The sequence below is a fragment of the Kitasatospora sp. NPDC088134 genome, from assembly GCF_044741705.1.
Taxonomy (GTDB): domain Bacteria; phylum Actinomycetota; class Actinomycetes; order Streptomycetales; family Streptomycetaceae; genus Kitasatospora.
This window is the reverse complement of record NZ_JBIUTD010000004.1, coordinates 22,334-35,808: the sequence shown is the minus strand read 5'-3', so window position 1 is coordinate 35,808 and position 13,475 is coordinate 22,334. Positions and strand designations below refer to the sequence as shown.

Below are 13,475 nucleotides of genomic sequence, written 5' to 3'. Positions count from 1 at the left end.
CTACCGCACTGAGCCGAACCGAACCGATGGGGCGTCACGTGGCCGACCAGGCGCAGGAGTACGACTTCTTCCCGGCGCACGTGGTGCACACCCGGCGGCTCGGCCCGACCATGCTGCGGGTCACCTTCGGCGGTCCGGCGCTGGCCGGGTTCGCCGGTGGCGGGCGCGACCAGTCCTTCTCACTGTTCCTGCCGCAGCCGGGGCAGGCGGAGCCGAACCTCCCGTACGGGGAGGGCGAGGGCTGGTTCCACGCCTGGCGGGCGCTCCCGGAGCGGGAGCGGGCGGTGATGCGCTCGTACACCGTCCGGGCGCAGCGCACCTCGCCGCCCGAGCTGGACGTGGACTTCGCGCTGCACGGCACCGGCACCGGTTCACCCGCCCCCGGCACCGGCACTGACCCGGCCGACCGCTCCCCCGCCGGTCCGGCCGCGCGCTGGGCGGCGGAGGCGGGGCCGGGCGCGCGGGTGGTGCTGCTCGGACCGGTCGTGGCCGACAACCGCTCGGTGGGCTTCCGGCCGCCCGCGGACGCGGACTTCGTGCTGCTGGCCGCCGACGAGACGGCGCTCCCGGCGGTCGGCGGCATCCTGGACTGGCTGCCGGCCGGGACCCGGGCGCTGGTCTGGATCGAGGTGCCGGACGCCGCCGACGCGCAGGAGCTGGGCGGCGCGGACGGGGTGGACGGGGTGGACGTGGTCTGGCTGGTCCGCGAACCCGGCCGCCCCTCGGGCCTGTTGGCGGCGCTGCGGGCGGCCGAGCTGCCGGCGGGCGCGCCGTACGCCTGGCTGGCCGGGGAGTCCGGGACCGTCCGGGAGCTGCGCCGGCACCTGGTGGGCGAGCGCGGCCTCGACCGGCGGGCGGTGGCCTTCACCGGCTACTGGCGGCGCGGCGCCTCGGAGGACCGGCTGCGCGCGGAGGCGTACGGCGAGACCTCCTGACGGCCGCCCGCCCGCCGGTCCCGACACCTGGCGTTAATGCCCTCTCAGTGCTCCTGCACATATCTTGCAATAAGGTGGCTCTCGCAACTGACCCTCCGTCGAACGAGAAGGGCTGCTCAGCCATGGGTGCCTACACGCTGCCTGACCTGCCGTACGACTACTCGGCCCTGGAGCGGGCGATGTCCGCCGAGATCCTGGAGCTGCACCACTCCAAGCACCACCTCGCCTACGTCAACGGCGCCAACCAGACCCTGGAACAGCTCGCCGAGGCCCGCGACAAGGAGCAGTTCGGCAACCTGGTCGGCCTGCAGAAGACCCTGGGCTTCCACCTCTCCGGCCACGTCCTGCACTCGCTGTTCTGGGAGAACCTCTCCCCCGAGGGCGGCGACCGGCCCGAGGGCGCCCTCGCCGACGCGATCACCGAGCACTTCGGCTCCTTCGAGGCGTTCCGCAAGCAGCTCACCGCCGCCACCGTCGGCGTCCAGGGCTCCGGCTGGGGCATCCTCTCCTGGGAGCCGCTCGGCCAGCGCCTGATCGTCGAGCAGGTCTACGACCACCACGGCAACGTCGGCCAGGGCACCACCCCGCTGCTCGCCTTCGACGCCTGGGAGCACGCCTACTACCTGCAGTACAAGAACGTCCGCCCCGACTACGTCACCCGCCTCTGGGACGTCGTCAACTGGCAGGACGTCAGCGCCCGCTACGCCGCCACCCAGGCCTGACGCACCGCCACCCGCCGCGCCGGCCCCGACCGGCCCGGCGGGCACTAACGTGACCCCCATGGACGCGGTGGAGGAGTTCGAGGCGAACCGGCGGCGGCTGTTCTCGCTGGCGTACCGGATGCTCGGGTCGGCCGCCGAGGCCGAGGACGTGGTGCAGGACACCTACCTGCGCTGGCATGCCGTCGGGGAGGGCGAAGTCGCGGTGCCCGGCGCCTGGTTGGCGAAGGTGGTGACCAACCTGTGCCTGACCCGGCTGGGTTCGGCGCGGGCCCGGCGGGAGGAGTACCCCGGGACGTGGCTGCCGGAGCCGGTGGCCACCGGTGGCGGGGCGCTCGGGCCGATGGAGCGGGCCGAGCAGCGGGAGGCCGTCTCGTTCGCGGTGCTGACCCTGATGGAGCGGCTCTCCCCGCCGGAGCGCGCCGCCGTCGTGCTGCGCGACGCCTTCGGCTACAGCCACCGGGAGGTCGCCGGGGTGCTGGACTGCTCCGAGCCCGCCGCCCGGCAGCTCTACAGCCGGGGGCACAAGCACCTTGCGGACGCCCCGCGCCCCGCCGACCCCGATCCCGGGCAGAACGCCGAACTGCTCCGCGGCTTCCTGGCCGCCGCAGCCGGGGGCGCGCTGGAACGGCTGGAGGCCCTGCTCACCGAGCACGTGGTGGTCTGGTCCGACGGCGGCGGCCGGGCCCGGGCCGCGCTGCGCCCGGTGCGCGGGCGGTCCAACGTCGCGCGCTTCCTGGCCGGCCTGTTCCAGCGGTTCGCGGCGGGTGTCCGGTTCGAGTCCGCCGAGGCCAACGGCACCGCCGTGCTGCTCTGCTGGGAGGGCGCGGAGCTCACCTCGGTGGGTGCGGTCGAGGCCGGCCCGGACGGCATCACGGCCGTCCGCGTCCTGCGCAACCCCGAGAAACTGGCCCATTTCGCGGCCCGGCACCGGGAGCTGTCACAGAACGGGTGACCGTCCGGTCCTCCCTGGAGAAGACCGCACTCCGGAGAGGAACCCCCCACGATGGACGACACCCGGCAGCCGAACGAGAGCGTCCTGCTGGTGACCGGCGCGACCGGCACGCTGGGCCGCGAGGTGCTGCGCCTGGCCGCCGACCGCCCGGTGCGCGCCCTCACCCGGCGCGCCGGGCCGCCGAACGGCGACGGCACCGATGGCCTCGACGGCACCGACGGCCTCGACGGCGCCGACGGCCTCGACGGCATCGACTGGCGGACCGGCGACCTGACCGCCGGCACCGGCCTGGAAGCGGCGCTGGCCGGGGTCGACGCGGTGATCCACTGCGCCAGCGACCCGGCCCGGCCGCAGCACGACCTGCCCGCGCTGCGCCACCTGCTGGCGGCGGCCGGACGGGCCGGGGTCCGCCACCTGGTGTACGTCTCGATCGTCGGCGTCGACCTGGTCCCGTTCCGGTACTACCGGGCCAAGCTGGCCTGCGAGCGGGAACTCGCCGCCACCGCCCCGGACTGGAGCACCACCCTGCGCGCCACCCAGTTCCCGCACCTGCTGGACGGCACGCTGACCGGACTGGCCCGGCTCCCGGTGCTGCCGATGGTCTCCGGCACGCCCGTCCAGCCGGTCGCCCCGGCCGAGGTCGCCGCCCGCCTGCTCGACCTGGCCGCGGGCGATCCGCTCGGGCGGGCGGCGGACTTCGCCGGCCCGGAGGTGCACGACGCGACGTACCTGGCGGAGAGCTGGGCACGGGCCGCGGGCCGCCGCCGACGGGTGCTGCCGGTCCGCCTCCCGGGCCGGCTGGGCGCCGCGCTGCGGTCCGGCGGCCTGACCGCCCCGGAGCACCGGGCCGGAACCGCCACCTGGGCCGACTACCTGGCCACGAAGGCGAGTTGACCCCGGAGACGGCAGCGCACGGAGCCGGCCGGGCCCGGAGACAGCACTGCCCGGAGGGGGCCCGCCCCGGGATGGCGGGCCCCCTCCGGGGGTTCGGGGGTGAGGAGGGACAGCGGAGAAGCAGGGGTTGCTGGAAGGCGGGGGTTACTGGAAGGCGGGGCGGGCCCCGGCCGCCCAGTCCGCGAAGGAGCGGGCCGGGCGGCCGAGCAGCTTCTCCACGTCGGGGCTGACCAGCTGCTCCTCGGCGAGCGGCGAGCCGAGGATGTCCAGGGTGCCGTCGATGACGGCCTCGGGCATGAACTGCGCGAGGTGGGCGCGGGCCTGCTCGCGGCTGAGCTCGACGAAGGCGACCTCCTCGCCGAGCACCTCGGCCAGCGCCGCGGCCTGCTGCCGGGGGCTGACCGCCGCCGGCCCGGTGAGGGTGTAGACCTGCCCGTCGTGGCCGTCCTCGCGCAGCACGACGGCGGCGACGGCGGCGAGGTCGGCGGGGTCGACGACCGGGAGGGCGACGTCCCCGAACGGCGCGAAGACGCTGCGCTGCCCGCGCACCGACTCGGCCCAGGCGTAGGCGTTGGAGGCGAAGCCGCCGGCCCGCAGGACGGTGTGCTCCAGGCCGCTGGCGGCCAGCGCGGCCTCGAACTCGCGGAGCCGGAAGTGCGAGGGCGCGTCGGGGCGGGTGCCGTTGATCTGCGAGGAGAGCAGGACGACGCGCCGCACACCGGCCTCGCGGGCCAGGTCCAGCAGGTCGGAGGCGGGCGCGCCGGGGCCGTTCAGCTCGCCGGCCAGCAGGATGAACAGCGCCTCGGCGCCGTCGAGGACGGGGGCCAGGCTGGCGAAGTCGGCGAGGTCGGCGACGGCGTGCCGCACACCGTCGGGGAAGCCGCCGGGCTGTTCCTGGCGGGACACCGCGGTGACCTGCGCGCCCGCGGCGGCGAGCAGCCCGACCAGCGGGCGGCCGACGTTTCCGGTGGCACCGGTGACAACGATCATGGCTGTGCTCCTCAAGTATGTTGCTGGCAAAGGGAGTTCGAATCAAAGAGGGAGAGGCTGACGCGGGGTTCGCCGGGAACCGCTCCGCCGCGTCTCCGACGTTAGCATCATGAAGATAGTAGGTACCTAGGGGAAACCGACTCCGGCGCGCCGAGGCCCGGCCGACGAATCAGACAACTCTGTACGGTTTTTCTACAGGGTTCTGCAAAGTCCTCTTCTCGGCCCGTGCGGGCGTCGGGATGCTGAAGTCATGACTGACACCGCGAACTCCACCGCCCCCGCCGCCACCGACCCGCGGCCCGGCTTCTTCGCCGCCGCCGACGTGCTCGGCAAGGTCCTCGCCGACATCCGCGCCGACCAGTACGACCTGACTACCCCCTGCCCGGAGTACAGCGTCCGCGACCTGGCCAACCACGTCGTCTCGGTGCTGCGCCGGGTCGCCGTGATGGGCGCCGGCGGCTCGTTCATGCTGGTCCCGCACTTCGCCGACGACGTCGCCGACGGCGGCTGGGCCGCCGCCTGGGAGGCCGCCGACGCCGACTTCAAGAAGGTCTGGGGCGACCCGTCCGTGCTGGGCCGCACCATCGGGCTGCCGTGGGGCCCGGTTCCGGGCGCCGTCGCCTCGGTGATCTGGACCAACGAACTGGTGCTGCACACCTGGGACATCGCCACCGCGACCGGCCAGCAGGTGGCGTGGCCGGAGGAGGCGCTGGCCGCCCCGCTGGCGAACATGAAGCGCGCCGTGCCCGCCGAGCCGCGCGGCGGCCAGGTGCCGTTCGGCCCGGTCGTCCCGGTGCCGGACGACGCGCCCGCCATCGACCGCCTGGTCGGCTGGTACGGCCGCCGCCCCTGATCCACCGTCACTTCCCCTTCCCGCTCGGCCAGGAGGGCCGTCGGACTCCGGTCCGGCGGCCCTCCTCCGTCGTGCGGGGCGCCCTGTGGACGCCCCGCGGAGGACGCGGCCGACCTCAGGCGCCGACGCCCTGGGCGAACCGGAACCAGCGGTACGGGTCGTACTGCGCCTTGGCCGCCAGCAGCCGGGGGTAGTTCTCGGCGTAGTAGGACTGGCGCCAGTCGGGGAGCTGGGCGTCCATCCAGTTCTGGTACGTCTCGCCGTTGGAGAGCGGGTCGATGGTGTGGAACCCGTTGTCCACCCAGCTCTGGCCGGCCGCCCGGTTGGCCGGGTTGTCCTGCGCCGGGTCGCTGATCAGCACCCGGTAGTTCACCGAGAACAGCGCGTCCCGGTGGACGTACGCGGTGTCGGTGCGGCCGAGGTCGTTCGCGGCCCCGCCGAAGAAGTGGAAGTCCAGGTAGCGGGACTGCCCGGCGTACCGGTTGGCGTCGAACGCGGAGAGCACGCTCGCCCAGCCGGCCGCGCTGTACGGGGTCTTCCCGAGCCGGGTGCGCTCCAGGCCGAACGCGGGCCGGCCCAGGGTGCCGGTGGTCGACTTGTTGGGGCGCTGGCACTGGTCGACCGTCAGGGTCGAGCAGCCGAAGATCATCATCATCAGCTGGCGGTACGTCAGCACCGCGTCCTGGCGGGCCACCGACGGGCCGGTCAGCGCGAGCAACCGGGCCGCCTCGGTGGCGAGTTCGGCCGGGGTGCCGCGGGAGGCCAGCATCACGTTGAGGTTCGGGACGGTGCCGGGCGCGGCGTCGGGCTGCACCAGGTAGCCGCCGCCGCCGATCGTCCGGGGCGCGTTGACCAGCCACTGGTTGACGCCGTACAGCACGTCGGCGGCCCGGTCGTACGGGAAGATCAGGTTGGTGATCGCCATCTGGTCGCCCACGTGCGGGGTGACGGTGTACTTGGTGACGATGCCGAAGTTGCCGCCGCCACCGCCGCGCAGCGCCCAGAACAGGTTGGGGTTATGGTTCGCCGAGGCGGTCACCACGCTGCCGTCGGCGAGCACCACCTCGGCGGAGACCAGCGCGTCGCAGGCCATGCCGGTCGGGCGGGTCAGGAAGCCGTAGCCGCCGCCCTGCAGGAAGCCGCCGGCCGAGACGGTCGGGCAGCCGCCCTCGCTGACCACCAGGCCGTAGGGCGAGAGCGCGTCGAGGATCTGCACGTTCATCGCGCCGGGGCCGATGGTGGCGGTGGCGCCGCCGTTGTTCACGGTGACCGAGTTCAGCCGCGAGACGTCGATCACCAGGCCGGGGCCGGTGGAGAAGCCGCCGAACGAGTGGCCGCCCGAACGGACCGCGGTGGGCAGGCAGTTGTCCTGCGCGAAGGTCAGCGCCGTGGCGACGTCGGCGCTGCTGGCGCAGTACGCGATGCCGCGCGGGCTGATGGTGTCGAACTGGCCGAGCTCCAGCTGCTTCGCCACCGGGTAGGCGGCGTCGCCGGGCCGGACCAGGGTGCCGGACAGGTGTGAGGACAGGGTGCCCCACGGGACGTACCAGGAGGACGAGTCGGTGGTGTCGGCGACCGCGGTGACCGCGACGGCCGGTGCGGCGACCGCACCGACCGCCGCGGCCGCACCGGCCCCGAGCAGAGACCTGCGAGATATCACGGTGATCCCAGGGTTGCGAGGAGGAACGGGGATGGACGGAGGATCAGGGGACGGTCAGGAGGCGGTCAGGAGACCTTCTTGCCGCGCAGGCCCTGCCGGACGACGCCCTTGAGGAAGGACCGGCCCAGGTCGCGCATCTCCTTGGGACCGGAGGTGCTCGCCCACCACATGAACTTCATCATCGTGGGGGTGGTGGCCCGGTAGAACCGGTGGCTCTCGTCGTCCTTCCAGCCGAACGGCGTGTTGACCGACTCGCAGTCGCGGATGCCCTGGAAGACGATGTCGGCGGCGGTGTCGCCGTCGATCTCGCCGGCCTCGAAGCGCTCGCAGGTCTCGGCGGTCAGGTCGATCAGGTGCTTGAACGCGTGGCTGTCCGGCCACCACAGCCCGGTGTACGGGGCGTTCTCCATCTCCTTGAAGTGGCGGTCGTCGCCGTCGAACTCGAAGTTCTGCCGGGCCATGATCTGGCGCATGGTGGCCGGGGTGGTGAAGCAGGCCCAGACCCGGAACACCGCGTTCCAGAGCCGGAAGTGCGAGAAGGCGATGTAGGAGCTGTTGACGATCTTGTCGTTGTAGTCCAGCAGGCCCTGCTCCAGCTTCTCCACGTAGGCGAAGCGCTCCTCGGTGAAGTCGTCCTCGCGCAGCGCGTCCAGCACCCGCCAGGCCAGGGCGTCCACCACCTCGAAGGTGTTGGACAGGCCGCGCGAGTACAGCGGGTCGATGAAGCCCGCGGCGTGCGACATCAGGCACCAGCGGGCGCCGACGGTGCGCTTGGAGGAGTACTGGATGCGGTCGGTGGAGACCCACTCGCGGACCCGGCGCGCACCCTCGAACTGGCGCTTCACCGCCGGGTACAGGTCCAGGTACTTGGTGAACTCCTGCTCCGGCGTCAGGTCGGTCGGCTTCGGGTACAGCCGCTCGTCGAAGGTCAGGCCGACGCTGCACAGCGGGTTGCGGGAGTCCTGGTAGTTGTCGAACGGGATGATCCAGAACCAGCCGCGCTCGATCAGGTGGTGCAGGGTGCCGCCGTGGAACGGCGACTCCTCCGGCGGGCGCAGCGCCTGCGGGTAGTTGCAGACGTCGTCGTACGGCTTGACGCCGATGTAGTGCGTGAACAGCGAGCGGGCGTGGTGCTTGATCCGCGACGGGCTCTCCCGCAGGTCGAACTTCTGGGCCAGCGGGGAGCGGAAGCCGCTCGCGTCGATCAGGTACTTGGCGCGGAACACCTCGCCGTTCTTGCCGGTGATCGTGACGCCGTCGTCGTCCACGTCGACGTCGGTCGCCCACCAGTTCTGCCGCAGCTCGCAGCCGTACTTGGCGGCGACGCCCAGGTAGTACGAGTCGGTGTCCTGGCGGTAGAGGTGGATCGCCTCGGTGAGCATCTTCGGGATCACGAACATGGTCGCCTCGCGCGGGTCCGGCTCCCGGTTCGGGGTGTGCCGGACGAAGCCGAAGGACTGCTTGCGGCCGTGCTGCGGGCCGATGTTCTCGGTGATCGCCTTGACGTCGAGCATGTGCTTGATCTCGGGCACGTCGTAGCGGGTCGCCAGGATGTGCAGCCACTCGACCAGCTGCGGGTTCTGCGACTCGCCGACGGCGAACCGCGGGTGCTGGCCGGCGTCTATCAGGGCCACCTTGACGCCCTGGCGGGCCAGGATCGCGCCCATCACGGACCCGGCCAGGCCGGACCCCAGGATCGCCACGTCGCACTGGATGGGGTCGGCGGCCCCGGGGGCCGGCTTGTTCGCTGCTTCGGTGTCGGTCGGCACGACGGCACTCCTTCGTCGGGTTCGGGTCGGGCGCGGGCGCTGCGTCCCGCGGTCGGGGGCGTTCGGATCAGCCGGCACGGCGGGGCTCGCCGAACCAGGTGCCGAGCGCCTCGGCCAGGCCGGCCGGCGAACCGTCCGCGGACGCCCAGGCCACGTAGCCGTCGGGGCGGACCAGCAGGGTGAGCGCGGCGCGCTCCTCGGCGGCCTCGGCGGCGACCACGTCGACCCGGTCGGCCCACGGCGCGGCGGCCTCCCGCAGCGCGGTGCCGCCGGTCAGGTCGAGCAGCAGCGGGCGGCCCGCGTGCAGCAGTTCGTAGCGGCTGGTGGCGGTGGAGTCGACGGTCAGCGCGGCGTCCGGGAGGCGGCGGCCGACCAGCGGGTGGTCGCCCTCGGCGGAGCCGTAGTCGATGTCCAGGCCGGTGACCATGCCGACCAGGTGGGTGCGGACGTCCTCCAGCTCGACCAGCTCGGCGAACAGGCCGCGCAGCGGGTCGGCCTCCGGGCCGCCGAGGTACAGGGTCCGCTGGACCAGCGTGTTCCAGACGATCCGGGAGCCGACCAGGTGGCGCTCGGCGTGGTAGGTGTCGAGCAGGCCCGCGGGGGCGTGGCCCTTCAGCTCGGCGGCGAGCTTCCAGCCCAGGTTGACCACGTCGCCGACGGCGGCGCTGATGCCCTGCGCGCCGATCGGCAGGTGGATGTGGGCGGCGTCGCCGGCCAGGAAGACCCGGCCCTGCCGGTAGTGCTCGGCGTGCCGGGAGGCGTCGGTGAAGTAGCTGGTCCACAGCGGCTTCGCGGCGCTGATGTCCTCGCCGGTGACCCGCTGGAACGCCTCGGCGACCTCAGTGAAGGTCGGCGGCTCCTGGGTCGGGCGGACGCCGGCGCCGCGCTCGTACACCACGACCCGGGTGGCCTGCGGGCCGAGCGGCAGCACCACGACCATGCCGGCCTCGCCGACCTCGCCGGTCGGGCGCAGCTTGAGCTGGACGCCCGCGACGTCGGCCATCTTCATCTCCATGGTCGCCGAGGCGCCCGGGAAGTCGATGCCGGCCTGCTTGCGGACGGTGGAGCGGGCGCCGTCGCAGCCCACCAGGTACTTGGCGCGCAGGGTCAGCGGGCCCTCGGGGCCGGCCACCTCGACGGTGACGCCCTCGGCGTCCTGGGCCAGGCCGGTCAGCTCGTGGCCGCGGCGCAGGTCGGCGCCCAGGCCGACCGCCCACTTGTGGACGATCGCCTCGGTGCGGGACTGCGGGACGCCGCGGACGCCGAAGTTGCCGCCCTCGACGATCCGGTAGTCGATCGGCAGGCCGCCGAAGTGGCCGAACGGAATGGTCTCCAGTTCGCCGAACTCCTGGAGCAGGCCGCGCTGGTCGAATTCCTCGATGGTGCGGGCGGAGAATCCGAGGGCGCGGGACTGGAGCATCGGCTCGGTCAGCTTGTCGAGGACGATGACCGAAATTCCCTGCAGACGCAGTTCGCCTGCCAGCATCAATCCGGCAGGACCGGCCCCGGAAATGATGACATCGGCGTCGAGCGGTTCCATTATTTCCCCTCCGACTGGTGTTTCTCCCAGTATTCCGAGGGGCCCGGCGAGACTGAATAGCCGCCGATACAGGACTCTGACAAGTTCGTCAGAGCGAGCCCAACGCGGTGAGGAGGACGCCGGAATTCCGGCGTCCTCCTCCAGGTGCGCTGTCCGCTCAGTACAGGCCCATGGCCCGGGTGACGGCGATCTCGATCACCGCCATCCGCGGCACCCTGGGCGGCAGCGCCCCGTAGCGGTCGGCGTAGCGGCGCATGCCCTCCAGCACCCGGGCCGGGTCGGTGTGGACCTCGGCGGTCCCCTCCAGGGTGATCCACCGGGGGCCGGCCAGCTGGCAGACCGAGACCGGGGCGGCCGGCCCGCCGGCCAGCACGTTCCGGGCCTTGCGGCGGTCCTCCACCGTCATCACCCGGGCGGTGCAGGTGACCGGGTCCCAGGTGAAGCGGACCGGCGCCACGTGCGGGGTGCCGTTCGGGCGGATGGTGGTGAAGGTGCACAGGTGGTTCTCGGCGAGGAAGTGCTCGGCCGCCGGGGAGAGTCGGAGCGTGGTGGGCATCGCGCCGTCCTCCCGTCAGCCGCGCGGCACCGGCGGCTCGCCGGTGGCCTTGGTGAAGGGCAGCAGGACCGCGGTGACCAGGAGGGCGACCGCGGCGAACACCCCGCCGACCAGGAAGGCGTCGTGGAAGACCTCGGTGCGGGCCTGGTTGACCAGTTCCGGGACGCCGTGCGCCTTCTCGGTGAGCTCGGCGACCCGGCGGAAGGCCCAGGTGGCGGCGACCGCGAGGCCGAGGGCGCCGCCGACCTCCTGCGCGGTGTTGATCAGGCCGGCCGCCAGGCCGGACTCCTTCTCCTCGCTGCCGGCGAAGGCCGAGACCTGCACCGGGACGAAGGAGGCGCCGAGGCCGAGGCCCATCAGGGCGAAGGCGGGCAGGATGTCGGTCAGGTAGGAGGCGTTCACCGGGGCGCGGAACAGCAGCAGCATGCCCGCGGTGGCCAGTGCCAGGCCGACCATCAGGACCGGCTTGGCGGCGACCTTGGTGACCACCTGGGAGGCGACGGCGGCGCCGACCGCGGTGAGCAGGGCGAGCGGGACGTAGGCGAAGCCGGTGCGCATGGCGGAGTAGTTCAGGACCTGCTGCAGGAAGAGCGAGGCGAAGAAGAACAGCGTGACGCAGGTGCCGAGGAGCAGGACGGCGATCACGTTCGCGGCCCGCAGCGACTTGCGGCGGAAGATCGAGAACGGGATCAGCGGGTCGGCGGCGCGGCGCTCGATCATCACGAAGGCGATGAGCAGGGCGATCACCAGGGCGAAGCCGCCGTAGATCCGGGCGTAGGGCAGCTCGCCGTCGGAGACGGTCTGGCCCAGGGTGAAGATCAGCAGGATCAGGGCCGCGGTGAGCGAGACGGCGCCCGCCACGTCGAAGGAGCGGGTCCGCTCGGCGGACTTGCTCTCGGCGATCACCTTGGGGGCGATCAGGGCGCCGACCAGGCCGATCGGGACGTTGATGAAGAAGACCCAGCGCCAGCCGGGGCCGTCGGTGAGGATGCCGCCGAGGGTGACGCCGACGACCGCGGCGAGGCCGGAGAGCGCGCCCCAGGCACCGAGGGCCTTGTTGCGCTCGGCGCCCTCCTCGAAGTTGACGGTGAGCAGGGAGAGCGCGGAGGTGGCGATGAAGGCCGCGCCGAGGCCCTGGGCACCGCGCGAGGCGATCAGCATCCAGGCGTTCTGGCCGATACCGGCGACCAGCGAGGCCAGGGCGAAGAGGACCAGGCCGGTCTGCAGCATCCGGCGGCGGCCGAAGGTGTCGGCGAGCCGGCCGGACAGCAGCAGGAAGCCGCCGAGGACCATGCCGTAGGTGGTGACCACGTACTCCAGCGTGGTCTGGGAGATGTGCAGTTCGTCCTCGATGGTCGGCAGGGCGACGTTGACGATCGAGACGTCGAGGAAGGTCATGAAGCCGGCCAGGCAGAGGAAGGCCAGGATCAGACCGGGGCGGCGAACCGGCCCGGCCGCGGGGGCGGCCGGGGTCCGCAGGGTCTCTTGCACGGACATCTCACTCCTTGGGGACGCGAAGGGCGGGGTCTGGGGTGGAGCGGGGTCGCTTGCTATTAGAAAGCTAGCACCCCTGGTAAAGTAGGTACCTAGAGGAAAGTGACTAGCGAGAGGGTGTGAGGCCGTCATGCGGGACGAACCCACGACGGGCGGGACGATGACGCCGCAGGCCGGGCACGGTGCGGCGGGCGGCGGCGTGCAGGCGTGTCCGATCACGCCGGTGCTCGACATCGTCTTCAGCCGCTGGACGACGCCGATCCTGTGGACGCTGAACCAGTTCGGGCGGCAGCGCTTCGTCGAGCTGCACCGCAACATCGGCGCCATCACCGCGAAGGTGCTCACCCAGCGCCTGCGCCAGCTGGAGCGGGACGGCCTGGTGGTGCGCACCTACCACCCGGAGGTGCCGCCGCGGGTCGAGTACGAGATCAGCGAGCTGGGCCGCAGCCTGGCCCCGCTGTTCGCCGCGCTCACCGACTGGTCCTCGGAGCACCTGGTCGAGGTGGAGCGCGCCCGCGCCGCCTTCGACGGCGCCGACGCCTGAGCCGGCGCCCGGGGGGAACGGCCCGCGCACGTCCCGCCCCCTAGCGCGCCGAGGCGGCGGCCAGGCCCCGCATCGCGCCCTGGAAGAAGATCAGCGGGGCCTCCGGCTCCTCGGCGCTGGCCAGGCCGACCACCTCGCCGAGCAGTATCGAGTGGTCGCCGCCGTCGTACTCGGCGGCCAGCCGGCACTCCAGGTGCGCCAGCGCCCCGTTCAGCACCGGCTGGCCGGACGGGGCGCGGTGGTGGTCCACCTCGTCCAGCCGGGCGGTCTGCTTGCCCGCGAACGCCCAGGCCAGCCGCTCCTGCTGGTGCGTCAGGAAGTTCACCGTGAAGCCCTGGGAGCGCTGGACCACCGGCAGCAGCCGGGAGTTCTCGTGCAGGCAGATCAGCACCAGCGGCGGCTCCAGGGAGACCGAGGTGAAGGAGTTCACCGTGGTGCCGGCCGCACCCTCGGCGTCGCCCGCGGTGATCACGGTGACGCCGGTGGCGAAGTGTCCGCAGACCTGGCGCAGCGCCGCGCCGTCGATCTCCGGGCGCGGGGGTTCGAGTTGCGTCTCGTGGATCACG

13 protein-coding genes are annotated in these 13,475 nt (G+C 72.9%); 6 read left to right on the top strand and 7 right to left on the bottom strand.

The features are described 5' to 3' along the window. The first annotated feature begins 26 nt into the window (after positions 1 to 26). The 4 genes from ACIOHG_RS08040 (at position 27) to ACIOHG_RS08025 (ending at position 3,503) form a co-directional block, all read left to right on the top strand. Entirely contained in the window at positions 27 to 935 is a 909-nt protein-coding gene (locus ACIOHG_RS08040) for a siderophore-interacting protein (protein WP_400946823.1), read from the top strand. A 122-nt stretch (positions 936 to 1,057) separates the two neighbouring features. After that, entirely contained in the window at positions 1,058 to 1,657 is a 600-nt protein-coding gene (locus ACIOHG_RS08035; RefSeq protein ID WP_400946820.1) for a superoxide dismutase, read from the top strand. A 58-nt stretch (positions 1,658 to 1,715) separates the two neighbouring features. Next, positions 1,716 to 2,609, top strand: a complete 894-nt coding sequence (sigJ, locus tag ACIOHG_RS08030) for an RNA polymerase sigma factor SigJ (RefSeq protein ID WP_400946817.1) — start codon at positions 1,716 to 1,718, stop codon at positions 2,607 to 2,609. Between the two features lie 51 nt (positions 2,610 to 2,660). Then, positions 2,661 to 3,503, top strand: a complete 843-nt coding sequence (locus tag ACIOHG_RS08025) for an SDR family oxidoreductase (RefSeq protein WP_400946814.1) — start codon at positions 2,661 to 2,663, stop codon at positions 3,501 to 3,503. A 144-nt stretch (positions 3,504 to 3,647) separates the two neighbouring features. On the opposite strand, the gene ACIOHG_RS08020 is transcribed toward ACIOHG_RS08025, so the two are convergent. Next, complete coding sequence (locus tag ACIOHG_RS08020; RefSeq protein ID WP_400946811.1) at positions 3,648 to 4,493, bottom strand: NAD(P)H-binding protein; 846 nt, start codon at positions 4,491 to 4,493, stop codon at positions 3,648 to 3,650. Positions 4,494 to 4,743: 250 nt separating this feature from the next. Here ACIOHG_RS08020 and ACIOHG_RS08015 point away from each other — a divergent pair, with 250 nt between their 5' ends. Then, positions 4,744 to 5,346: a TIGR03086 family metal-binding protein gene (locus ACIOHG_RS08015; RefSeq protein ID WP_400946808.1), complete on the top strand. Its 603-nt coding sequence runs from the start codon at positions 4,744 to 4,746 to the stop codon at positions 5,344 to 5,346. A 115-nt stretch (positions 5,347 to 5,461) separates the two neighbouring features. Here the strand turns inward: ACIOHG_RS08015 and ACIOHG_RS08010 are convergent, their stop codons facing one another. From ACIOHG_RS08010 to ACIOHG_RS07990, 5 genes are all read right to left on the bottom strand, one after another. Further along, entirely contained in the window at positions 5,462 to 7,006 is a 1,545-nt protein-coding gene (locus ACIOHG_RS08010; RefSeq protein WP_400946805.1) for an FAD-dependent oxidoreductase, read from the bottom strand. Positions 7,007 to 7,071: 65 nt separating this feature from the next. After that, complete coding sequence (locus tag ACIOHG_RS08005) at positions 7,072 to 8,775, bottom strand: NAD(P)/FAD-dependent oxidoreductase (RefSeq protein WP_400946802.1); 1,704 nt, start codon at positions 8,773 to 8,775, stop codon at positions 7,072 to 7,074. A 67-nt stretch (positions 8,776 to 8,842) separates the two neighbouring features. After that, complete coding sequence (locus ACIOHG_RS08000; RefSeq protein WP_400946799.1) at positions 8,843 to 10,315, bottom strand: FAD-dependent monooxygenase; 1,473 nt, start codon at positions 10,313 to 10,315, stop codon at positions 8,843 to 8,845. A 157-nt stretch (positions 10,316 to 10,472) separates the two neighbouring features. Next, positions 10,473 to 10,871, bottom strand: coding sequence for a pyridoxamine 5'-phosphate oxidase family protein (locus tag ACIOHG_RS07995; protein WP_400946796.1), 399 nt, complete (start codon positions 10,869 to 10,871; stop codon positions 10,473 to 10,475). Positions 10,872 to 10,886: 15 nt separating this feature from the next. Further along, positions 10,887 to 12,368, bottom strand: coding sequence for an MFS transporter (locus ACIOHG_RS07990; protein ID WP_400946794.1), 1,482 nt, complete (start codon positions 12,366 to 12,368; stop codon positions 10,887 to 10,889). A 157-nt stretch (positions 12,369 to 12,525) separates the two neighbouring features. Here ACIOHG_RS07990 and ACIOHG_RS07985 point away from each other — a divergent pair, with 157 nt between their 5' ends. Then, positions 12,526 to 12,909: a winged helix-turn-helix transcriptional regulator gene (locus ACIOHG_RS07985; RefSeq protein ID WP_400947636.1), complete on the top strand. Its 384-nt coding sequence runs from the start codon at positions 12,526 to 12,528 to the stop codon at positions 12,907 to 12,909. 40 nt (positions 12,910 to 12,949) lie between these two features. Here ACIOHG_RS07985 and ACIOHG_RS07980 read toward each other — a convergent pair whose 3' ends face one another. After that, positions 12,950 to 13,474, bottom strand: a complete 525-nt coding sequence (locus ACIOHG_RS07980; RefSeq protein WP_400946791.1) for a flavin reductase family protein — start codon at positions 13,472 to 13,474, stop codon at positions 12,950 to 12,952. Position 13,475: the final 1 nt, after the last annotated feature.

Coding starts and splice junctions, on each gene's coding strand:
- ACIOHG_RS08040 (WP_400946823.1), top strand. CDS start 27: ATGGGGCGTCACGTGGCCGACCAGGCGCAGGAGTACGACTTCTTCCCG.
- ACIOHG_RS08035 (WP_400946820.1), top strand. CDS start 1,058: ATGGGTGCCTACACGCTGCCTGACCTGCCGTACGACTACTCGGCCCTG.
- sigJ (WP_400946817.1), top strand. CDS start 1,716: ATGGACGCGGTGGAGGAGTTCGAGGCGAACCGGCGGCGGCTGTTCTCG.
- ACIOHG_RS08025 (WP_400946814.1), top strand. CDS start 2,661: ATGGACGACACCCGGCAGCCGAACGAGAGCGTCCTGCTGGTGACCGGC.
- ACIOHG_RS08020 (WP_400946811.1), bottom strand. CDS start 4,493: ATGATCGTTGTCACCGGTGCCACCGGAAACGTCGGCCGCCCGCTGGTC.
- ACIOHG_RS08015 (WP_400946808.1), top strand. CDS start 4,744: ATGACTGACACCGCGAACTCCACCGCCCCCGCCGCCACCGACCCGCGG.
- ACIOHG_RS08000 (WP_400946799.1), bottom strand. CDS start 10,315: ATGGAACCGCTCGACGCCGATGTCATCATTTCCGGGGCCGGTCCTGCC.
- ACIOHG_RS07995 (WP_400946796.1), bottom strand. CDS start 10,871: ATGCCCACCACGCTCCGACTCTCCCCGGCGGCCGAGCACTTCCTCGCC.
- ACIOHG_RS07990 (WP_400946794.1), bottom strand. CDS start 12,368: ATGTCCGTGCAAGAGACCCTGCGGACCCCGGCCGCCCCCGCGGCCGGG.
- ACIOHG_RS07985 (WP_400947636.1), top strand. CDS start 12,526: ATGACGCCGCAGGCCGGGCACGGTGCGGCGGGCGGCGGCGTGCAGGCG.